The organism is Rathayibacter sp. PhB1 (assembly GCF_004362935.1).
GTDB classification, from domain to species: Bacteria; Actinomycetota; Actinomycetes; order Actinomycetales; family Microbacteriaceae; genus Rathayibacter; species Rathayibacter festucae.
Genome location: NZ_SNYD01000002.1, coordinates 354,970 through 375,367, shown reverse-complemented (window position 1 = coordinate 375,367; position 20,398 = coordinate 354,970). Strand labels below are relative to the sequence as shown.

Here is a 20,398-nt window from a genome sequence, read left to right as displayed (position 1 = left end):
ATTCCTGAGACGGAGATCACCATGTCGGCCACCCCGCCCCCGCCGCCCGCCTACTCGACGCCCGCCCCGCCGCTGAACCCGGCGGACGAGAAGACCTGGGCGATCGTCACCCACATCACCGGCATCTTCTTCAGCTTCATCCCCTCGCTGATCGTCTACCTGGTCTTCAAGGGCCGCGGGCCCTTCCTCGAGGCGCACGCGAAGACGGCCCTGAACTTCCACCTCACGACCCTGATCGCCTACGTGGCGGGAACGATCCTGAGCTTCGTGCTCGTCGGCTTCATCGTCTTCCTCGTCGTGCCGATCCTCGTGATCGTCTTCGCGATCATCGCCTCGGTGCGCGCCAGCGCCGGCGAGTACTACACGTACCCGCTGAGCATCCCCTTCTTCAAGTAGAGACGCCGCCTTCCATGCTGGTCGAGTAGCCGCCGCAGGCGGCGTATCGAGACCCACGTCCGTCCACCGGCGGATCTCGATACGGCCGCTCCGCGGGCTACTCGATCAGCATGACCGAAAGCAGCCGCCGCAGGCGGGGCCACCTGCTGGTCGAGTAGCCGCCGCAGGCGGAACCACATGCTGGTCGAGTAGCCGCCGCAGGCGGCGTATCGAGACCCACGCACATCGGAGGGCGGATCTCGATACGCCCGCTCCGCGGGCTGCTCGATCAGCAGGGAGCGGTCCGGCTCAGCCGTCCGTCAGGCGGCGGACGACCGCGTCGGCCAGCAGCCGGCCGTGCAGCGTCAGCACGAGGCGCCCGCGGAGGGCCGCCCGGCCGTCGACGAGGCCGTCGGCGATCAGCCCCGCGACCTCGCGGCGCCGCTCCGGGTCGATCGCGTCGATCGGCAGTCCGTCAGCCAGGCGCGAGCGCAGAAGCACGTCCTCCACCCGGCGGGTCGCGGCGTCGAGGGTCTCCCGTCCGGCGGCCGGCGAGGAGCCGGAGTGCAGCCGCTCGGCGTAGGCCGCCGGGTGCTTCACGTTCCACCAGCGCACCCCGCCGACGTGGCTGTGGGCACCGGGCCCGACGCCCCACCAGTCGTGCCCCAGCCAGTAGGACAGGTTGTGCCGCGACCGATGCGCGTCGTCGCGCGCCCAGTTGCTCACCTCGTACCAGGAGTAGCCGGCCGCAGCGAGCCGAGCATCCGCCAGCTCGTACATGTCCGCGGTCAGGTCGTCGTCCGGAGTCGTCAGATCGCCGCGGCGGATCTGCCGCGCCAGCTTCGTCCCGTCCTCGACGATCAGCGCGTACGCCGAGAGGTGGTCGGGCCGGTTGGCCAGTGCCGAGTCGAGCGAGCGCTCCCAGTCCGCCAGCGACTCCCCCGGCGTCCCGTAGATCAGGTCGAGGCTGACCTGCAGCCCCGCCTCGCGGGCCCACTCGACGACGAGCGGCACCCGCTCGGGATCGTGGGTGCGCTCCAGCGTCGCGAGCACGTGCGGCACGGCCGACTGCATCCCGAAGCTGACCCGGGTGAACCCGGCGTCGGCCAGCTCGCGGAGGTAGGCGGCGTCGACCGAGTCCGGGTTCGCCTCCGTCGTGATCTCGGCACCGTCGGCGACGCCGAAGTGACGCCGGAGCCCGTCGAGCATGCGCACCAGATCGCGGGCGGGCAGCAGCGTCGGAGTCCCGCCGCCGAAGAACACGGTCGCCGCGGGACGCCTCGGCAGCCCGGCGCTCGCGAGCACGCCCTCGCCGAGCGCCATCTCGACGATCGCCTCGTCGGCGTAGTCCTGCTGCTTCGCGCCGCGCAGCTCGGTCGCGGTGTAGGTGTTGAAGTCGCAGTAGCCGCAGCGCACCCGGCAGAACGGGACGTGCACGTACAGCCCGAGGTCGCGGGTCTCCACGCCGTCGGCGACGGAGGCCGGCAGGAGTCCGTCGAGCGGAGCCGGGTCGGCGAGCGGGAGGGCGCTGCCCACGTCAGCTGACGCGCGCCGGCAGCAGCGCGCGCAGGTACTTCTTGACCTGCCGCTTCTGCACGACCCGGAGGACGGGGGTGCCGAGGCGGTAGAGGGCGGTGGAGGGCCGCGAGAAGACGCGGATGACGAGCCAGACCGAGTCGTCGGCGCGCTTCTCGACCACGAACGACTCCTCGCCGCTCTCCGGGTGGCCCTCGAGGGTGCCGTAGGCGAAGCCGACCTGGTCGGGCTCGTCGACCACGTAGACGACCCGCACGGGGGCGTTCACCGTCCGGCCGAGCAGCGTGATCTTGAGCACGGCCGTCACGCCGGCGGTGATGTAGGGCGTGCCGTCCGCCGAGAACTGCTCCTCGGTCGGGCGGCTGGCGAGGTCGATCGGGGTGCCGGCGGAGTCGAAGTTCACGCCGGTGTACTGCACGCCGCTGCCGGCGGTGATGTCGGTGACGGCGATGCCGCTGCCGCGCTGCACGCCCCACGTCATCAGTGACGCGGTCGTGATGGCGAAGCGCTCGGCGCCCGAGCCGAGGCGCGCCTCGAAGCGCTCGGCGGTGAAGCCGTCCGGCGGGTACTCGAGCAGGTCCGGCGCGAGCGTGCCGCCGACCGCCGCGTAGGTGACCTGCGGCTGCCCCTCGAAGCTCGAGCGCCGGACGCTCACTTCTTGTCCTTCGTCTCGACGTCACCACTCAGGGCGGCGATGAACGCCTCCTGCGGGACCTCGACGCGGCCGACCATCTTCATGCGCTTCTTGCCCTCCTTCTGCTTCTCGAGCAGTTTGCGCTTGCGGGTGATGTCACCGCCATAGCACTTGGCGAGGACGTCCTTCCGCATCGCGCTGATCGACTCGCGCGCGATGATGCGGGCGCCGATCGCGGCCTGGATGGGCACCTCGAACTGCTGGCGCGGGATCAGCTTGCGCAGCCGTCCCGTCATCAGCACGCCGTAGGCGTAGGCCTTGTCTCGGTGGACGATCGCGCTGAACGCGTCGACCTGCTCGCCCTGCAGCAGGATGTCGACCTTCACCAGGTCGGCCTCCTGGTCGCCGGCGGGCTCGTAGTCGAGCGAGGCGTAGCCGGCCGTCTTCGACTTGAGGTTGTCGAAGAAGTCGAAGACGATCTCGCCGAGGGGCATGTGGTAGCGGATCTCGACGCGGTCCTCGCCGAGGTACTCCATCCCGATCAGCGTGCCGCGACGGCTCTGGCAGAGCTCCATGATCGTGCCGACGTAGTCCTTCGGCGCGAGGATCGCGGCCCGGACGATCGGCTCGGTGACGCTGGCGATCTTGCCGACCGGGAACTCGCTCGGGTTGGTGACCGTGACGGTGCTCTTGTCGTCGGTGGTCACCTCGTAGATGACGGACGGCGCCGTGGTGATCAGGTCGAGGCCGAACTCGCGGTCGAGCCGCTCGGTGACGATCTCGAGGTGCAGCAGACCGAGGAAGCCGCAGCGGAAGCCGAAGCCGAGCGCGACCGAGGTCTCGGGCTCGTAGACGAGCGCCGCGTCGGAGAGCTTGAGCTTGTCCAGTGCCTCGCGGAGGTCGGGGTAGTCGCTGCCGTCGATCGGGTAGAGACCAGAGAACACCATCGGCAGCGGCTCGGTGTAGCCGGGCAGCGCCTCGGTGGCGGGCTTGGACGCGGTGGTGACCGTGTCGCCGACCTTCGACTGGCGGACGTCCTTCACGCCGGTGATCAGGTAGCCGACCTCGCCGACGCCGAGGCCCTTGGTGGAGACCGGCTCGGGGCTGGAGACGCCGATCTCGAGGATCTCGTGCGTCGCGCGCGTCGACATCATCTGGATCTTCTCGCGCGGCGAGAGCTGGCCGTCGATCATCCGGACGTAGGTGACGACGCCGCGGTAGGAGTCGTAGACCGAGTCGAAGATCATCGCGCGGGCGGGAGCGTTCTTGTCGCCGACCGGCGCGGGCACCAGCTCGGTGACGCGGTCGAGCAGCGCCTCGACGCCGACGCCGGTCTTGCCGGAGACGCGGAGGACGTCGGCCGGGTCGCCGCCGATGAGGCTCGCGAGCTCGGCCGCGTACTTCTCCGGGTCGGCGGCGGGGAGGTCGATCTTGTTGAGGACCGGGATGATCGCCAGGTCGTTCTCGAGCGCGAGGTAGAGGTTCGCGAGGGTCTGCGCCTCGATGCCCTGCGCGGCGTCGACCAGCAGGATCGCGCCCTCGCAGGCGGCGAGCGAGCGGCTGACCTCGTAGGAGAAGTCGACGTGGCCGGGGGTGTCGATCATGTTCAGCGCGAAGGTCTGTCCGTCGCGCTCCCAGGGCATGCGCACGGCCTGCGACTTGATCGTGATGCCGCGCTCGCGCTCGATGTCCATCCGATCGAGGTACTGCGCGCGCATCGCGCGGTCCTCGACCACGCCCGTGATGCCGAGCATGCGATCGGCGAGCGTGGACTTGCCGTGATCGATGTGGGCGATGATGCAGAAGTTGCGGATGGACGCCGGATCGGTCGCGGCGGGCTCGAGCCCGAGGTGTGCACGTGGAGACATCGTGCGTCCAGTGTCCCACGGCCGGGGTGCGGCGGCGGGCGAGGGGCCGGGACCGGCCGGATGCGGTGCAGAACGTCAGCTGTGGAGGGGACTCGTCGCCGATGGGCGATGAGCGCGGTTCTCCGCTGATGTTCTGCGGCAGTCCTCGCTAGAGGTCGAGTCCGTAGGTGCGCGTGGGCTCGATCCCGGGCGGGTTCTCGCGCTCGGGGAGCCGGACGAAGCCCATGCTCTCGTAGAGGGCGTGCGCGGCGAGCATGTCGGTGCCGCTGTTCATGACCACGCGCCGGAGTCCCCGCTCGACCGCGAGCATCACCACGAACTCGGTGAGCAGGCGGCCCAGCCCGCGACCGCGCGCCTCCGGAGCGACCGCCAGCAGCCGCCAGTCGAGCTCGCCCGGGCGGCCGAGGGAGTACAGGGTGGCGCCGGGAGCCGCGGTGGTGACTGTCGCGAGGATCGCGCCGTCCTCCTCCGCGACCCAGACCTCGCCCTCGCGGTCGTGCCGGGCGACGTCGGCGACGTCCGCCGCGTACTCCTCCCCCAGCTCGTAGTCGTGGGCGTACGCGGCGAGGCGCAGTCGGGAGACCTCGGCGTACTCCTCCGGGCGCACCCGGCGGACCAGGACGTCGTCGGCGCTCATGCGCTCGCCGCCGCGATCGGGGCCGGCAGGGCGCGCAGCCCGTGCTCGAGGTCGGCGGGGTCGGCCGCGAGGCAGACGCGGATCCAGCCCTCACCGGTGCGCCCGAAGGCACTGCCCGGCGCGACGGCGACGAGGGTCTCGAGCAGGAAGGCCTCGGCCCAGGAGGCGACGTCGCCGTCGCTCGCGTGCGAGACGTCGATCCAGAGGTAGAAGGCGCCCTCCGGCTCGCGGAAGCGGATGCCGCGCTCGTCGAGCAAAGCCGTCGCGAGCCGCAGGTTGGCGAGGTAGTGCGCGGAGGCGTCGGCGACCGCCTCCTGCGGCCCGGTCAGCGCCGCGAGGGCCGCGCGCTGGTCGGGCGTCGCGACGCAGCTGATCGACGCCTCCTGGACGGTGACCATCGTCGAGGTCAGGCCGGGCGGGGTGACCAGGTAGCCGACGCGGACGCCGGTCATCGCGTAGGTCTTCGAGAGCGAGAAGACGCTGAAGACGCGGTCGTCGTCGTGGCCGGCCTCTTGCGCGAGCGCGGCGAGGCTCACGTGCGAGCGGCCGTAGGTGAAGCACTCATAGACCTCGTCGCTGATGATCCAGAGGTCGTGGCGGCGCGCGAAGTCCAGCAGCCGCTCGAGCATCGGCCGCGGCAGGACGATGCCGAGCGGGTTCGACGGGCTGTTCACGATGATCGCGCGGGTGCGGTCGGTGACGATCCGCTCGAGCTCGTCGAGATCGGGGAGGAAGCCGTTCTCGGCGCGCAGCGTGTAGGGCACCGGGACGGCGCCGATCATCCGCGCGTTCATCGTGAAGGTGGTGTAGCCGGGGTCGGGCAGGAGCACCTCGTCGCCGGGGCCGAGCGTCAGCGTCATCGCCTGGTACAGCGCCTGCGTGGCGCCGACCGTGACCCAGACCTGCTCGACGTCGGCACGGAACCCGTTGTCGCGGGCGAGCTTGGCGACGATCGCGCGCCGCAGCTCCATCAGGCCGCCGTTCGGGCCGTAGCCGGTGTCGTCCGCGGCCCAGGCGGCACGGGCCGCCTCGATGATGTGCGGTGCGACGGCGACGTCGGGCTCCCCCACGGCGAGCAGCGTCACGCCGTCCAGGCGGAGGGCGATCTCGAACAGCCGGCGGATGCCCGAGGGCGGAACGGCGGGGATGTGATCGGCGAGTCGGGGCATCGCTGGTCAGGCTACTGGCGGGCTCCTCCCGCGAGATGCCACTTGCGTACGCCTCGCGCGGCGTGTCGCGTACGCAAGTGGCATCTCGCGGGAGGGGACGGGGCGTGGGCGGCGGGCGCGGCGCGGTTGAAGGGTGGCGGCGGGTGCGCTAAAGTTCCTTGTTGGCTTGCGCTCCACCATTGGCGTGTGTGGAGTGATTCAGAAGCCGGCGACCTCCAGTCGCACCGGGATGGCGTTTCCACGCCACCGGAAGGGGCACTCCGTCGAGTAGCCGGCTGCACACACATCCGAGAAGAAGGTAATAGACGTGGCAAACATCAAGTCGCAGATCAAGCGCAACCTCACCAACAAGAAGGCGAACGAGCGCAACAAGGCCGTCAAGAGCGAGCTGAAGACCGCCGTCCGCGCGGTGCACTCCGCCATCGCCGCCGGCGACACCGAGAAGGCCGCCACCGCGCTCGCCTTCGCCGCCAAGAAGCTCGACAAGGCCTCGAGCAAGGGCGTCATCCACAAGAACCAGGCCGCGAACCGCAAGTCGGCCATCGCGAAGCAGGTCGCCGCGCTGTAAGGCTGCGTCTCGCTGCAACGACGAAGGGTCCGGCCTCAGGCCGGGCCCTTCGTCGTTTCCGCTCGCCGTCGACGGACTCCTCGTTCCTCGTCGTCCGTCGCGCGGTCGGCTTCCCGAGAGGGTGGCGCTGAGTGGAGCGGGTCGCGTTCCGGCTACGACGATTCGCTGGCACGCGAATCGCCTGTTCGCCTGCGAGGCCGCGGCTCCGGCACCACCGGCGCGCAGCGCGGGCCCGCGCGACAACATGCTGGTCGAGTAGCCCCGGAGGGGCGTATCGAGACCCACCGTCATCAGCAGGACCGGCGCCAGCTCGCGCGGATGCCGCACAACGCGCGCCCGCACACCCCATGCTGGTCGAGTAGCCCCGCAGGGGCGTATCGAGACCCACCACCGCAAGGACGTCCGGTAGCGTCGCCGTGACGGACGACTCCCGCGGGGAGCTGCCCGGCGCGGGATCGGGGGATCATGACCAGCACGGAGACGGCGAAGCCGCTGAGCCAGGACAGGGCGATCCTCCTCGGACTGCTCGGGATGATCGTCGTGCCGACCGCGATCGTGGTCGGCACGAACTCCTGGACGGAGCCCCAAGCCGCGGACTGGGTCAGGATGGCCCTCGGCTCGGTGATCGCCGCGCTCGTCTCCGTCGTCGCAGCCTGGTGGCTCGCCTTCGACCGCCGTCGCGCGCACGCCCCCGGCCGCACCTGGTTCTGGGGCGTAGCCTGCGTGGTCACGCTCGTCGCCGTCTCGACGATCTCCTCCGCCGCAGATCGACTCACCCGGCTGATCGAGGCGGGCTGATGGTGGCCGCACCGCTCGACGCAACGACCTCTCCCGCCCGACCGCGGACCTCCGGACACCGAGCGCGGTTCGGCTTCTGGACCATGGCCTGCCTCGGCGTCCCCGCCGCGCTCTTCTCCTGGTGCTGGTTCGGCTTCGCGATGGCCGAGGCGCAGTCGGAGCAGGGCAAGGCCCTCGCCGCGGGGACGACGATGGCGGGCTTCGGGGAGACCGTCGGAGGAATACCGGTCGCCGTCGCGCACGTCGTCGGGCTGATCGTGCTCCTCGTCCTCGCACACAGGGCCTACCGGGGATCGGCGCTCGTCTTCGCCGGCACGGCGGTGATCGTCGCGTCGGTGATCGGGCTCGGCGGCGCGCAGCTGCTCTTCGGCGGAGCCGTCTTCCACTTCGACCCGGAGAACCGGCAGACCTACGTCCCCTGAGACCGGCGGTGCTGACGGGTCGGATCTCGATACGCCCGCTCCGCGGGCTACTCGATCAGCATGATTCTGCGCGGCGGGCCCGGCACGTGCGTGCCGGTCGGCGGGACCCCCCGTGGCGCGCCCCGCCACCCGCACGCTGGTCGAGGAGCCCGGCCTGGCTGGCCGGGCACGTGCATGCTGGTCGAGTAGCCCCGCAGGGGCGTATCGAGACCCACCGCCCCCGGCAGGAGAAGTGCCGAACGTCAGACCCCGCGCGCCGAGATGACGGACACCATGCGCTCCAGCGCGAACACCGGGTCGCGCGTCGCACCCTTGACGTTCGCGTCCGCCTCCGCGACGGTCAGGATCGCCGTGCCCAGGCCTTCGCCGCTCCAGCCCGCCAGATCGCGGCGCGCGCGGTCCACCTGCCATGGCGCGAGGCCCAGCCGCGAGGCGATCTGACCGGACCCCTCGCGCGACCCGGCGACCTTCGCCATCGTGCGCAGCTTGCTCGCGAACGCCGCGACGATCGGCACCGGATCCGCACCCGACGCGAGCGCGTGCCGGAGCCCCAGGAGAGCCTCCCCGTGCCGGCCGGCGATCGCGGCATCGGCGACCGTGAACGCGGTGGTCTCGACCCGACCGCCGTAGTACTTCGCGACCGTCGCCTCGGTGATGTCACCGGTGACGTCGGAGACGAGCTGCTGGCAGGCCGAGGCGAGCTCATCCAGATCGTCGGAGAACGCCGACACCAGCGCCCGCACCGCACCGGTGGTCGCTGTGCGACCCGCGGTGCGGAACTCCGCGATCGCGAAGTCGACTTTGTCGCTCTCCCGCTTGAGCTCGGCGCAGACGATCTCGATGCCGCCGCCGGTGCCCGAGCGGATCGCGTCGAGCAGCTTCTTGCCGCGATTGCCGCCTCCGTGCCGCAGCACGACGGTCGCGCCGTCCGCGGGCTGGGCGAGGTACTCGATCATCTCGACGAGGAACGCGTCCGAGCACTTCTCGACGTTGGAGACGCGCAGGAGCCGCGGCTCGTCGAACAGCGACGGGCTCGCCAGCGTCAGCAGCTCCCCCGGCGCGTAGCCGCCGGCGTCGATGTCGTTGACCTCGAGACTCGGGTCCTCGGCGCGCAGGAACTCGCGGAGGAACCGCAGTGCCCTGTCGGCGAGGAACTGCTCGGGACCGGTGATCAGCACGATCGGAGCCGGTCGCGTCTGGTTCCACGCGAGCTGCGGGATCGCCGCCTTCGAGGGGGCCGCCTTGCCGCGCGCCGGGGCTCTGCCTGCCATGCCGTCGTCCTTCCGTGACCCTCGATTCTACGAGTCCGGAGACACCCGCTGGAGGAGCGAGGAGAGGTCGCGCCGTCAGGACGGACCGCGCCGTCGCTGCCTCTCCAGGTACTTCCGTCGGTACCTGCGGGAATCGGAGAAGGCGCCGATCCCCGTTCCGACCAGCGCGACCGCGGAGACGACGATCCACCACGGCGGCTGGTGCGGCACCGCGGCCAGGAACAGGAGGAGTGCCACGTGGGCGAACATGACCAGAGAGATCGAGACGCCGGGTTGATCCTTCCGGAGTTCGGGTCGTTCCTTCCGAGTCACGCCGGCTCCTTCTCCTCGTCACGCCACGTCGTTCCCGTATCCAAACAGTCGGCGACGTCCACGACCGACCCGCGGCGCCAAGCTGTCCACTCCATCGCAAGACACCCGCGGATCGGGTTCCGGAAGCGCCGTCCTCCCCGGCGACCGGCGACCCTCGGCCGAGCGCAGGCGTGATTCCACCTCCCTGCTCGTCCAGAGCGGCCACCGGGGCGGCGGCTCCGCTCGTCCAGACGACGACCCCCTCGGGTCGCGAGGAGAGCAGCACCGTCCCCTCCAGGTCCGTCCGCAGGGCGCGGGTGCCGCGCTCGGCCAGCAGCGCGAGCAGCGACGGCGTCGGATGGCCGTAGGTGTTGTCCGCGCCGACCGAGACGAGGCCGATGCGGGCGCCGAGCGCGTCGTAGAGGGCGGGCGACTGGTCGGCGGAGCCGTGGTGCGCCACCTTCACGACGTCGACGCGCCCCGGGTCCAGGCGCGCGAGCCGCCCCTGCTCCTCGGCGCCGAGGTCGCCGAGCATGGCCAGCGAGAGCGGACCGCCGGTCTCGTCCGCGGCGATGTCGATCCGCAGGGTCACGCTCGCCTCGTTGCCGCGGAGGGTGGTCCCCCGCTCCGGCCAGACGACCCGCCAGCGCAGCGAGCCGACCGAGCCGCTGTCGCCGCGCGCCGCCTCGCGCACCGCGGCCCCGCCGGACACGAGGTCGGCGCGATCGCGGGTGTCGCCCTCGTCCGCCACCGGGCCGACGAGCGCCTCGTCGACGCGGCCGACCACGGCCGCCAGGCCGCCGACATGGTCGAGGTCGTAGTGGGTGAGCAGCAGCAGCGCGAGGCGGTCGATGCCGAGCAGGTCGAGGCACGCGTCGAGCCGCTCCGGCAGCGGCCCGGTGTCGACGAGGACCACCCCGGCGTCGCCGCGGACCAGCACCGCGTCGCCCTGCCCGATGTCGCACATCGCCACCCGCCAGTCCGAGGGGACGGCTCCGGAGCGCAGCAGCGGCGTCGCCACGCTCGACACTCCCCCGACGACCAGCGCCCCGGCGAGCACGGTCGCCGCGACCTGTCGCGCCCGCGCGAGCCGACGCGAGCGGGTGACCAGCAGCAGGGCGAGCACGGTCAGGACCGTGAGCGCCAGCATCCCGCCGAGCCCGGGCAGCCAGGCGATCCGCGGCGACGGCCAGGTCGCGACGGCGCGCGCGATCGAGGCGATCCACCAGGCCGGCACAGCCGCGAGACGGATCGCGACGTCGGCGCCGCCCGGCCACCACGGCGCCAGGAGGCAGCCGATCAGCCCGAGTCCGGTGGCCACCGGGGCCGCCGGCTCGGCGAGCAGATTCGCCAGCACCCCGTAGACCGGGATCGACGGGTCGATCAGCAGGACCGCGGGCTGGCAGGCCAGCTGGGCCGCCAGCGGGACCGCGACCACCAGCGCGAGCGGACGTGGCAGCACGTCGCCCAGCCGGTCCGCGATCGGCTCCGCCGCGAGCAGCAGCCCGCCCGTCGCCAGCACGGACAGCACGAAGCCGAGCCGCCCCGCGATCGCGGGATCGATGAGCATCAGCAGGACGACACTCGCCAGCAGCGCCGGGACCGCCGCGCCCGAGCGCCGCCCCAGTCGCGCGAGCAGCACGACGCTCGCCATCACCGCCGCACGGACGACGCTCGGCTCCGGAGTGACCAGCACGACGAAGGCGGCGAGGACCGTCAGAGCCGAGACGGTGCGGAGCCGCCTGCCGGCGCCGAGCAGCGCGGCGACGAGCCAGCCGGCCGCGACCACGACCGCGCAGTTCGCTCCGGACACCGCGGTGAGGTGGGTGAGCGAGGCGGTCCGCATGTCGTCCTCCAGATCGGACGAGAGGGCGGAGGTGTCCCCGGTCGCGAGGCCCGGCAGCAGGCCCGCGATGTCGCTCCCGAGCACCGCGGTCCGGGCGAGGAAGCCCGAGCGCAGGACCTCCGCGACCGCCGCCACCCCCACGGGCGGGCGCCGCTCGAGCACGGCGCTCGCCGTCAGGAGCGTGCTCTCGCCGACGACGCCCGGCTCCTCGGCCCGAGCCCGCAGCACCACCTCGGAGCCGACCGGCAGCCGCCCTCCGGGCTCCGCCAGGAACACCCGGACCGGCGCGGACATCGGCTGATCCCCCAGCTGCAGTGCGGCGCCGTCGAACCACACCCCGCCGGTGACGAGCGGACGTGCGGACGTCTCGACCCGGACGAGCACGGCCTGAGCCGTTCGGGACTCCGCGGCTGCCCGCAGCTCAGGAGGATGCCGCTCGGGAGTCGTCACGACGACGGAGGTGACGGCCAGCGCTGCTCCCCCGAGCGCCACCGCGATACCGGCGAGGACGACGGCAACGCGCCGCCGACGAAGCAGGCCGAGAGCCAGGACGGCGACGAGGCACACGGACCACGCGACCGTGCAGAGCAGCACCCCGCCCCCGAGGACGGCGGTGACCGGCAGCAGCCCGGTCGCCGCGGCCGCCGCCCAGGCCGAGAGTGCGAGCGGCAGCAGCCGCAGATCCTGAGCGCGGATCACGGCGCCACCTGCTCCCGGAACGCCTCGAGCGTCTTCTCGCCGACGCCGGGCACCTCCAGCAGTTGATCCACCGAGGTGAACGGCCCGTGCTCCTCGCGGTAGGCGATGATCTTCGCCGCCATCGCAGGGCCGATCTCGGGCAGCTCCTCCAACTGCGCGGCCGTGGCCGTGCTGAGGCTGACGATCCCGCCCGCGGCGGCAGCACCTCCGGCGGCCGGAGCCGTGCCGCCCGGTACGACCGCCGCACCCCGCTCCGGGACGAGGATCTGCTCGCCGTCCACGAGCCGGCGCGCGAGGTTCACGGCGGCCCGCTCGGCCGGCTCCGTGAAGCCACCGGCCGCCGCGAGCGCATCGGCCACTCGCGCACCGGGATCCAGCAGATACAGGCCGGGCGCGGCGACCGCTCCGGCGACGTGCACGTAGAGCACCTCACCGGGGCTGCTGCTCGGCGCGGGCGTCGCGTTCCCTTCCGTGGACGAGGGCGCTCCGGACGGACCCGCCGCAGCAGTGACACCACCGGCCGGCGCGAGCACCTCCGTCCGGCCGCTCGCCCGCGTCCCGGCGAGGAGCACCGCGACGACCGCCGCCGCGATCACCAGCACCATCGCCGCACCGACCCCGATCCGCCAGCGCGACCGCGCTCGCCGCGGACGGCGCAGCAGCCCCGCGGGGTCGTCGGCCTGGCTCGTCTGCTGCATCCGACGACGCTAGAGCGGCCCGGTTCTGGTGATCAGCGACACCTTCGGTTCAGTGGACGAAGCTCGAGATCCCGTCCTGTGGAGGACGCCCGACCCGATCGCTCAGAGCAGTCGCAGCCGCCCGACGATCTTGTCCACGCGGTTCCTCGGCCCGATCAGACCGACCGCCAGGTACTCGACGAGCTCGGGCGCGGTCGCTCCGAGCGCCTCCCGGTACTCGTCGTACACCCGGGTGTCCTGCGCGGCAGCGGGCATGTCGGCGACGAACGTCCCCTCGTGCGCCTCCGCCTTCGCCCGGATGGTCCGCAGCGTCGCCGCGTCGGCCGCGAGCACGGTGCAGCCCGCCCACGGCAGCCCCGGGTGCTCGGAGCCCGTGGCGTCCTGCGCGGCGGGGCCGAGCAGCCCGGGCACCTGCGCACCGGTCGCCGCGGCGACGCAGACGGCGGCGTTCACCGCGCGCCCGATCGGCAGCGCCTCGTCGACCACGACCACCCACTTCAGCCGCGCCGATCGGGTCGGCGCCGCGGTGTCGATCTCGTCCTCGGCGTAGCCGACAGGTGCAGTGCTCATCGTCGTCCCTCTCTGGTCGGTCCTCCGACCGGCCGCGCTCACGATAGGCGGATGCGCGACTGTCCCGCAGGATGTCCGTATGAACGACCAGCAGAACCGCGATGGAGTGGTCCTCGACGCGATCGATATCGCCATCCTCCGCCTCCTCCAGTCGGATGCGCGGATGTCCAACCGCGACGTCGCGACCGCAGTCGGCGTCTCCCCCACCACCTCCCTCGACCGGATGCGGCGCCTGCGCACCCACGGCGTCATCCGAGGCGCCACCCTCGACGTCGACCTCGCCGCGATCGGCCGCGGCGTCCAGGCGCTGATCGCCGTGCGCATCCGGCCGCCGTCGCGCGAGGTGATCGAGTCGTTTCGCGACTGGGTCAGCGGCCTCGAGCAGACCCTCGGCGTCTTCGTCACCGCCGGCAACGAGGACTTCATCATCCACGTCGCCGTCCGCGACAACGACGACCTCTACGCCTTCGTCATCGACCGCCTCACCGAGCGCCGCGAGGTCGCCGACGTCCGCACCTCGGTCGTCTACCAGCACATCCGCAACGGCGCGGTGCCGCCCGCCTGACAGCGCGTCACAGACGGGAACGCCGAAGGGGCCCCTCCGCAGTGGAGGAGCCCCTTCGAGGTGAGCCGGTGCTCGAGCCGGCCTAGGCCGGCTTCGTCACCAGGTTCACCAGGCGCGGCGCCCGGACGACGGCCGTGACGACCTCGCGGCCCTGCAGCACCCGCGCGACACCGGTGGCCGCGCGCGCCTTCTGCTCGAGCTCGTCGGAGGAGATCTTCGGCGAGACCTCGATGCGGTCGCGGACCTTGCCGTCGACCTGCAGGATCGCGGTGACCTTCTCCTCCACCAGGAGCGTCGGGTCGGCCTTGCGCCAGAGCGCGTGCGCGACCGAGCCCTCGTAGCCGAGACGGTTCCACATGTCCTCGGCCGTGTACGGCGCGAACAGGTTCAGCGCCATCGCGACGACCTCGGTCGCCTCGCGGACGGCGGGGTCGCCTGCGCCGGCACCGGAGTCGATGACCTTGCGGGTCGCGTTGACCAGCTCCATCAGGCGCGCGACGACGACGTTGAACTTGAACGCCTCGATCAGCGAGGGCGACTCGGCGAGGAAGCGGTGCGTCTGCCGGCGCAGCGCCGCGTCGCCGTTCTTCCACTCCACGTCGGGCTTCGTCGTGACGTCCTTCGCCAGGCGCCAGGCGCGGGCGAGGAACTTCGCGCTGCCCGACGGCGAGACGTCGGCCCAGTCGATGTCGTCCTCTGGCGGGCCGGCGAACGCCATCGTCAGGCGCACGGCGTCGACGCCGAACTCGTCCAGCTGGTCCGACAGGCGGACGATGTTGCCCTTCGACTTCGACATCGCGGCGCCGTCCATCTGCACCATGCCCTGGTTGAGCAGCGCGGTGAACGGCTCGGTGAAGGAGACGTAGCCGAGGTCGAAGAGCACCTTGGTGATGAAGCGCGCGTAGAGCAGGTGCAGGATCGCGTGCGTCACGCCGCCGACGTACTGGTCGACGGGCGCCCACTTCTCGGCGAGCTTCGGGTCGAACGCCTGGGTGTCGTCCTTCGGCGAGAGGAAGCGGAGGAAGTACCACGAGGAGTCGACGAAGGTGTCCATCGTGTCCGGGTCGCGGCGCGCGGGGCTGCCGTCGTTCGGGTTGGCGACGTTCACCCAGTCCTCCGCGGCACCGAGAGGCGAGGAGCCCTTCGGCTGCAGGTCCAGGCCGTCGGTCGAGGGCAGGCGCACGGGCAGCTGGTCCTCGGGGACCGGGATCAGCTCGCCGTTCTCGCCGTGGATGATCGGGATCGGCGTGCCCCAGTAGCGCTGGCGCGAGATCAGCCAGTCGCGCAGGCGGTAGTTCTTCGCAGAGCGGCCGCGACCGCGCTCCTCGAGCAGCTTGATCACGCGCTCGATCGCGGTGCGCTTCGACAATCCGTCGAGCGGGCCGGAGTTGATCAGGCGGCCGTCGCCGGTCAGCGCCTCGCCGGTGGTGGCCGGGTCGAGCGAGTACTCCTTCTCGAGCGCGGCGAGCTCCTCCGGGTCCTTGGGGATGACCGGGATCGCGCCGGTGACCGAGGCGGTCGTGTCGACGACGACCCGCACCGGCAGGTCGAAGGCACGGGCGAAGTCCAGGTCGCGCTGGTCGTGCGCGGGCACGGCCATGACCGCGCCGTGACCGTAGTCGGACAGCACGTAGTCGGCCGACCAGATCGGCAGGCGCTCGCCGTTGACGGGGTTGATCGCGTAGCGGCCGAGGAACACGCCGGTCTTCGGGCGGTCGACGGTGAGGCGCTCGATCTCGCTCGACTTCTGCACCTTCTCCAGGTAGCTCTTGAACGCGGTCCGCAGCTCGGGCTCGGCGCCCTCGACCAGCTCCGCGGCCAGGTCGGAGTCGGGTGCGACGACCATGAAGGTCGCGCCGAAGAGGGTGTCGGGGCGCGTCGTGAAGACGGTGATCCGCTCCTCGCGGCCCTCGATCTCGAACTCGACGTCGGCGCCGATCGAGCGGCCGATCCAGTTGCGCTGCATGGCGATGACCTTCGACGGCCAGGAGCCCTCGAGCTGGTTGAGGTCGTCGAGCAGGCGGTCCGCGTAGTCGGTGATCTTGAAGTACCACTGCGTGAGCTTCTTCTTCACGACGACGGCGCCGGAGCGCTCCGAGGTGCCGTCGGCGAGGACCTGCTCGTTCGCGAGGACGGTCTGGTCCACCGGGTCCCAGTTCACCCAGCTGTCCTTGCGGTACGCGAGGCCCTTCTCGTACATCTTGAGGAACAGCCACTGGTTCCACTTGTAGTACTCGGGGTCGGAGGTGTGCAGCACGCGGTCCCAGTCGAAGGACGCGGCGTAGCGCTTCATCGAGCGCTTCTGCTGCTCGATGTTGTCGTAGGTCCATGTGACCGGGTTGAGGCCGCGCTTGATCGCCGCGTTCTCGGCGGGCAGGCCGAAGCTGTCCCAGCCGATCGGGTGCAGCACGTTGAAGCCCTGCTGGCGCCAGTAGCGCGCGATGACGTCGCCCAGCGCGTACGCCTCCGCGTGGCCCATGTGCAGGTCGCCGGAGGGGTAGGGGAACATGTCCAGCACGTACTTGCGCGGGCGCTTGTCGGTGGAGTCGCCGGTCGCGAACGGCCGGGTCTCCTCCCAGATCGGGAGCCACTTCTCCTGGAGCGCGCGGAAGTCGTAGCGCTCCTCGTCGGTCGGGCCGGTCTGCTGGGAGGTCTCTTCTGCCACAGGTGTGTCCTACTTCTGTGAGGGTGGGGGTGGGCGCGCGCTCGGAGGGCGCCTGCGTCCGACCAACAACCCTACTGGCCTCTAGTGGCCGGGCGACGACTCCGCCGTGACGTGCAGGTCGACTCCGAGCGCGGCCAGCAGCGCGCGGGCCTTGAGGCGGGTCTCCTCCACCTCCTCGTCCGGGATCGACAAGGTCGTGATGCCTCCGCCGGTGCCGATCCTGGCGCGGGCGCCGTCGAGCACGAGGGTGCGGATGGTCATCGCGAGATCGAGCGAGCCGTCGCCGCCGAGGCGGCCGAACGCGCCGGCGTAGAGACCGCGCGGCCCGGCCTCCCACTCGCGCAGGAGCTCGATCGCGCGTCGCTTCGGCGCTCCCGTCATCGAGCCGGCGGGGAAGGTCGCGGCGAGCAGCTCGGCCGGTCCGACAGCGGGCGCGAGCTGCGCCGACACCTCGCTCACCAGCTGGTGCACGTGCGGGTAGGTCTCGATCTCGAGGAGGCGGTCCACCTGCACCGACACGGGAGCGGCGATGCGGGCCAGGTCGTTCCGCACGAGGTCGACGATCATCACGTTCTCGGCGCGCTCCTTGACGCTCGCGAGCAGCTCGGCCCGCAGCTCCGCGTCGGTGACGGGGTCTGCGCTGCGCGTCCGGGTGCCCTTGATCGGATGCGTGGCGACGCGGCCCTCGGCCGTGACGTCGAGGAAGCGCTCGGGCGAGGCGCTGACGAGGGCGAGCCCGGCGACCCGGATCAGTCCGCCGTGGTGGCTGGGACTCGAGCGGCGCAGGCGCCGGTACGCCTCGACCGGATCGAACGCACCCTCGACCACGACCTCGTTGGTGAGGCAGAGCTGGTAGGCGTCTCCCGCGCGGATCGCCGCCTGGCAGTGGGCGATCAGGGCTCGGTACCGCTCGGGACCGTGCCGCCACTCGGCGGGCCCGGACGGCTCCGCGTCTCGCGGCTCGCCGACGTCGGCAGGGGTCTCGGCGAGCGCCGTCAGCGCTCGCTCCAGCCGCCGCGCCTCCTCCTCCCGCTCCGGAGAGGAGACGAGGTGCAGGGTCCGCCGGGCGTGGTCGAACTCGAGCACCGGGTCGCCGCGGATCAGCGCGAGCGCGGGCGGAGCGTCGGCGTCGACGGAGGCGGGCGGAAGGGCGACGAAGGGCGCACCCGCCTCGTAGGCGATCCAGCCGTACCGGCCGAGCGCCCGGTCGCCGGTGCGCTCCGTCTCTACGGCGGCGAGCGCCGCCGACACGTCCCCGCCGGGCCCGACCGTCAGCACGTCGTCCGAGGATCCGAGGAAGGAGAGGCCCTCGACGGCGTCGCGGCCGGAGTCGAGCCAGAAGGAGGCGTCCGCCGAGGCGAGCAAGCCGAGGTATGCTCGCTCGGGATCGACCCAGGTCAGCTGCCGCCGGGCGGCGGGAACCTCGGGGAGCGCGGCCACTGGGCTAGCGTAGGCGGTCGTGGACGGCGAGCTGGTGCGGAAGTGGGACGGGCGGGAGCTCGGTCCCGCTGTCGACGAGCCGGCCGGCGTTCTCCTCGCGGCCGACTCCTGGCTGGTGTCGGAGGGCCGCGTGCGCGGTCTGGAGCTGCACCGGGAGCGGTTCCTGGGCGCGCTCAGCGACGCAGGGCGACCCGCCGGCGAAGACCACGACGACGCCGCGGCGTTCTTCGACGCCGCGATCGCGGCGCTCCCCCGCACCGGCGACTCCTTCCCCCGTGTCGAGCTCACCGCCGAGGGTCTGCGCCTCCGGCTGCGCCCTGCCCCGCCGCGGGGCCGCACCGTCGTCCTCTGGACCAGCCCCGTGGATCCGCGCCGCACCCCGGAGCGCAAGGGACCCGATATCGCACGGCTGGCGCTCCTGCGCTCCCGTGCTCTCGCCGCCGGTGCGGACGAGGCCGTGATCCTCGGTGCCGACGGCGCCGTGATCGACGGCGCCTCGAGCGCTGTGCTCTGGTGGCTCGGCGACGCGCTGGTCGTCCCGCCCGCGAGCAGCCGCCGGGTGCGGAGCGTGACCGCCCGCACGGTCTCCGTGCTGGCAGGAGCACTCGGCGTCGACGTCATCGAGGCGCCGGCTGAACCGGTGGACCTCGACGGCCGCGAGGTGTGGACGGCGAACGCCCTGCACGGCCTGCGCCTGGCCACGGGCTGGGTCGACGGACCGGCGCTCGCCGCGGTGCCGGGCCGGCTCGACGCCTGGCGCCGGCGCCTGGACGCCCTCCGCCGTCCCCTCCCCTGACGCGCACGAGTCGCTGGCCGGGACGGCGTGCCAAGGACCGCTCACCGCGCGCCGATCGATCGTCGCGGGAACCCGCTCGCGCCAGGATCGAAGCAGTCCGCTCGTGATGCCGCCCTCACCCCGACGGCGCCCATCTCTCGAGAAGGAACTGCGATGACACCACACACCACCCCCCGCCCGCTCGCCTCAGGTCTCGTCGCGCTGGTCGCGACCGGCGCCCTGCTCTTCAGCGCGACACCCGCGCTGGCTCACGGCGGTCCCAGCGCCACGTCCTCGAGCATCTCCGCCGCCGCCCGTGCGTCGGCCCCCGACGCACTGAACCCCGGTCAGCAGCTCCTCGCCGGTCAGTCCATCGCCTCGAGCCAGTCGGGAGGCGGCTACACCTTCCGGATGCAGGACGACGGCAACGCCGTCGTCTACGACGAGGTCGGCCACGCCCTCTTCAGCACGGGCACCTCGGGGCGGAGCAACCGCCTCGTGATGCAGGAGGACGGCAACGTCGTGATCTACTCCTCCGACGGCCGTCCGCTCTGGAGCACCGGGACGGACAACGAGCCGAACGCCCACCTCGTCATGCAGTCGGACGGCAATCTCGTCCTCTACCGCGAGGACGACTCCCCGGCCTGGGCGAGCGACATCGACAGCAGGATCCCCGAGCCGCCGTTCAGCACTCTCTACGACAACGAGGTGCTGTACCGCGGCCACCAGCTCACGTCGCCGAACGGACTGTTCCGCGCCGTCATGCAGCGCGACGGCAACCTGGTCGGCTACGGCCCGGACGGCGTCGTCTGGAGCACCGGCACCTTCGGCACGGACAACCAGCTCCTCGTCTCCGACGACGGCTACGCCGTGATGATCGGCGCGGACGGGGGGATCAAGTGGGCGGCCGCTACCGAGGGTCCGGTCACCTCCATCACCCTCGACGACAGCGGCGTCCTGAACGTCCTCGATGAGGACGGCGCCGTCCTGTGGACGAGCCAGTCCGGGCTGCCCGGCGCGCAGCTGTACGCCCCCAACACCCTCGAGGTCGACGACCACCTCCGCTCCGATGACGGCGCCTACCGCGCCGTGATGCAGGGTGACGGCAACTTCGTCGTCTACGGCCCCACGGGAGCGATCTGGCAGACCGCCACCTCCGGCGTCGAGAGCTCGCTCGAGTTCTCGACGGACGGCACGGCGCAGGTCGTGGCCGGCAACGGTGCCGTCACCTGGACGGAGGCGCCCGCCGGCGGCACCGCCCCGTACCACCTCGTGATGCAGGGCGACGGCAACCTCGTCGAGTACGACGCCCACCACCAGGCCGTCTGGTCCAGCCGCTGAGCCTGCCGTCAGCGCGGAACCTGCCCCCGCTGACACCTCCGGTCGAAGGCCCGGCTCGCGTTCTCCACCACGAGCCGGGCCTTCGACGTTCCCCGCGGGGCGTGCGAAGCGCCTCCTCAGCGTCGCCACCGACACCGTCACGGCCGGTCGGAAGCGGGACGGCGTGACAGAGACCCTGCACCACGCGACGAGCGGGAGGGACACTCGCCGTTGCGGGTCAGGATCGAGGC

19 protein-coding genes are annotated in these 20,398 nt (G+C 72.0%); 8 read left to right on the top strand and 11 right to left on the bottom strand.

Translation table 11 applies throughout. The features are described 5' to 3' along the window. Positions 1-21 precede the first annotated feature (21 nt). Positions 22-396, top strand: a complete 375-nt coding sequence (locus EDF17_RS05890; RefSeq protein WP_123445997.1) for a DUF4870 domain-containing protein — start codon at positions 22-24, stop codon at positions 394-396. 288 nt (positions 397-684) lie between these two features. Here EDF17_RS05890 and hemW read toward each other — a convergent pair whose 3' ends face one another. From hemW to EDF17_RS05865, 5 genes are all read right to left on the bottom strand, one after another. Continuing rightward, entirely contained in the window at positions 685-1,911 is a 1,227-nt protein-coding gene (gene hemW / locus EDF17_RS05885) for a radical SAM family heme chaperone HemW (protein WP_123445617.1), read from the bottom strand. A 1-nt stretch (position 1,912) separates the two neighbouring features. Continuing rightward, positions 1,913-2,566 (bottom strand): DUF1990 domain-containing protein, encoded by a 654-nt coding sequence (locus EDF17_RS05880; protein ID WP_123445616.1) that lies wholly within the window; start codon positions 2,564-2,566, stop codon positions 1,913-1,915. After that, on the bottom strand, positions 2,563-4,413 hold the full coding sequence (gene lepA, locus EDF17_RS05875; RefSeq protein WP_123445615.1) for a translation elongation factor 4: 1,851 nt from the start codon (positions 4,411-4,413) through the stop codon (positions 2,563-2,565). Before lepA ends, EDF17_RS05880 begins: the two co-directional genes overlap by 4 nt. 148 nt (positions 4,414-4,561) lie before the next feature. Beyond that, positions 4,562-5,050 (bottom strand): GNAT family N-acetyltransferase, encoded by a 489-nt coding sequence (locus EDF17_RS05870; protein ID WP_123445614.1) that lies wholly within the window; start codon positions 5,048-5,050, stop codon positions 4,562-4,564. Next, positions 5,047-6,219 carry an aminotransferase class I/II-fold pyridoxal phosphate-dependent enzyme gene (locus EDF17_RS05865; protein ID WP_123445613.1) on the bottom strand — a complete coding sequence of 391 codons (1,173 nt, stop codon included), beginning with the start codon at positions 6,217-6,219 and terminating at the stop codon, positions 5,047-5,049. The genes EDF17_RS05870 and EDF17_RS05865 overlap by 4 nt, the downstream gene beginning before the upstream one ends. A 307-nt stretch (positions 6,220-6,526) precedes the next feature. Between EDF17_RS05865 and rpsT the strand changes: the two genes are divergently transcribed. The 3 genes from rpsT (at position 6,527) to EDF17_RS05850 (ending at position 8,007) form a co-directional block, all read left to right on the top strand. Next, on the top strand, positions 6,527-6,787 hold the full coding sequence (rpsT, locus tag EDF17_RS05860) for a 30S ribosomal protein S20 (protein WP_123445612.1): 261 nt from the start codon (positions 6,527-6,529) through the stop codon (positions 6,785-6,787). 465 nt (positions 6,788-7,252) lie between these two features. Further along, on the top strand, positions 7,253-7,585 hold the full coding sequence (locus tag EDF17_RS05855) for a hypothetical protein (RefSeq protein WP_123445611.1): 333 nt from the start codon (positions 7,253-7,255) through the stop codon (positions 7,583-7,585). Further along, on the top strand, positions 7,585-8,007 hold the full coding sequence (locus tag EDF17_RS05850) for a hypothetical protein (RefSeq protein WP_243732800.1): 423 nt from the start codon (positions 7,585-7,587) through the stop codon (positions 8,005-8,007). Before EDF17_RS05855 ends, EDF17_RS05850 begins: the two co-directional genes overlap by 1 nt. A 242-nt stretch (positions 8,008-8,249) precedes the next feature. On the opposite strand, the gene holA is transcribed toward EDF17_RS05850, so the two are convergent. Together holA and EDF17_RS19760 are read right to left on the bottom strand one after the other, a co-directional pair. Beyond that, complete coding sequence (gene holA, locus EDF17_RS05845; protein WP_123445610.1) at positions 8,250-9,278, bottom strand: DNA polymerase III subunit delta; 1,029 nt, start codon at positions 9,276-9,278, stop codon at positions 8,250-8,252. 75 nt (positions 9,279-9,353) lie between these two features. Then, positions 9,354-9,515: a hypothetical protein gene (locus tag EDF17_RS19760; protein WP_165909220.1), complete on the bottom strand. Its 162-nt coding sequence runs from the start codon at positions 9,513-9,515 to the stop codon at positions 9,354-9,356. Positions 9,516-9,927: 412 nt separating this feature from the next. Here EDF17_RS19760 and EDF17_RS20230 point away from each other — a divergent pair, with 412 nt between their 5' ends. Continuing rightward, entirely contained in the window at positions 9,928-12,180 is a 2,253-nt protein-coding gene (locus EDF17_RS20230; RefSeq protein ID WP_243732799.1) for a hypothetical protein, read from the top strand. On the opposite strand, the gene EDF17_RS05835 is transcribed toward EDF17_RS20230, so the two are convergent. Both EDF17_RS05835 and EDF17_RS05830 read right to left on the bottom strand, forming a co-directional pair. After that, positions 12,111-12,812, bottom strand: a complete 702-nt coding sequence (locus tag EDF17_RS05835) for a ComEA family DNA-binding protein (RefSeq protein WP_123445607.1) — start codon at positions 12,810-12,812, stop codon at positions 12,111-12,113. The genes EDF17_RS20230 and EDF17_RS05835 overlap by 70 nt on opposite strands. A gap of 102 nt (positions 12,813-12,914) precedes the next feature. Further along, complete coding sequence (locus EDF17_RS05830; protein ID WP_123445606.1) at positions 12,915-13,382, bottom strand: DUF2000 domain-containing protein; 468 nt, start codon at positions 13,380-13,382, stop codon at positions 12,915-12,917. A gap of 79 nt (positions 13,383-13,461) precedes the next feature. Between EDF17_RS05830 and EDF17_RS05825 the strand changes: the two genes are divergently transcribed. Then, positions 13,462-13,947, top strand: a complete 486-nt coding sequence (locus tag EDF17_RS05825; RefSeq protein ID WP_123445605.1) for an Lrp/AsnC family transcriptional regulator — start codon at positions 13,462-13,464, stop codon at positions 13,945-13,947. A gap of 82 nt (positions 13,948-14,029) precedes the next feature. On the opposite strand, the gene leuS is transcribed toward EDF17_RS05825, so the two are convergent. Both leuS and EDF17_RS05815 read right to left on the bottom strand, forming a co-directional pair. Next, on the bottom strand, positions 14,030-16,612 hold the full coding sequence (gene leuS, locus EDF17_RS05820) for a leucine--tRNA ligase (RefSeq protein WP_123445604.1): 2,583 nt from the start codon (positions 16,610-16,612) through the stop codon (positions 14,030-14,032). A gap of 81 nt (positions 16,613-16,693) precedes the next feature. Continuing rightward, positions 16,694-18,052, bottom strand: a complete 1,359-nt coding sequence (locus EDF17_RS05815) for an anthranilate synthase component I family protein (protein WP_243732798.1) — start codon at positions 18,050-18,052, stop codon at positions 16,694-16,696. Positions 18,053-18,071: 19 nt separating this feature from the next. On the opposite strand from EDF17_RS05815, the gene EDF17_RS05810 reads away from it, so the two are divergent. After that, positions 18,072-18,848 carry an aminotransferase class IV gene (locus EDF17_RS05810; RefSeq protein ID WP_123445603.1) on the top strand — a complete coding sequence of 259 codons (777 nt, stop codon included), beginning with the start codon at positions 18,072-18,074 and terminating at the stop codon, positions 18,846-18,848. 153 nt (positions 18,849-19,001) lie between these two features. Then, complete coding sequence (locus EDF17_RS05805; RefSeq protein WP_123445602.1) at positions 19,002-20,168, top strand: PQQ-binding-like beta-propeller repeat protein; 1,167 nt, start codon at positions 19,002-19,004, stop codon at positions 20,166-20,168. The last annotated feature ends 230 nt before the right edge of the window (positions 20,169-20,398 follow it).

Excerpts from the sequence above, each read along its gene's own strand:
- EDF17_RS05890 (WP_123445997.1), top strand. The coding sequence starts at position 22 with ATGTCGGCCACCCCGCCCCCGCCGCCCGCCTACTCGACGCCCGCCCCG.
- lepA (WP_123445615.1), bottom strand. The coding sequence starts at position 4,413 with ATGTCTCCACGTGCACACCTCGGGCTCGAGCCCGCCGCGACCGATCCG.
- EDF17_RS05870 (WP_123445614.1), bottom strand. The coding sequence starts at position 5,050 with ATGAGCGCCGACGACGTCCTGGTCCGCCGGGTGCGCCCGGAGGAGTAC.
- EDF17_RS05865 (WP_123445613.1), bottom strand. The coding sequence starts at position 6,219 with ATGCCCCGACTCGCCGATCACATCCCCGCCGTTCCGCCCTCGGGCATC.
- EDF17_RS05855 (WP_123445611.1), top strand. The coding sequence starts at position 7,253 with ATGACCAGCACGGAGACGGCGAAGCCGCTGAGCCAGGACAGGGCGATC.
- EDF17_RS05850 (WP_243732800.1), top strand. The coding sequence starts at position 7,585 with ATGGTGGCCGCACCGCTCGACGCAACGACCTCTCCCGCCCGACCGCGG.
- holA (WP_123445610.1), bottom strand. The coding sequence starts at position 9,278 with ATGGCAGGCAGAGCCCCGGCGCGCGGCAAGGCGGCCCCCTCGAAGGCG.
- EDF17_RS20230 (WP_243732799.1), top strand. The coding sequence starts at position 9,928 with ATGGCCGTAGGTGTTGTCCGCGCCGACCGAGACGAGGCCGATGCGGGC.
- EDF17_RS05835 (WP_123445607.1), bottom strand. The coding sequence starts at position 12,812 with ATGCAGCAGACGAGCCAGGCCGACGACCCCGCGGGGCTGCTGCGCCGT.
- EDF17_RS05830 (WP_123445606.1), bottom strand. The coding sequence starts at position 13,382 with ATGAGCACTGCACCTGTCGGCTACGCCGAGGACGAGATCGACACCGCG.
- EDF17_RS05825 (WP_123445605.1), top strand. The coding sequence starts at position 13,462 with ATGAACGACCAGCAGAACCGCGATGGAGTGGTCCTCGACGCGATCGAT.
- EDF17_RS05805 (WP_123445602.1), top strand. The coding sequence starts at position 19,002 with ATGACACCACACACCACCCCCCGCCCGCTCGCCTCAGGTCTCGTCGCG.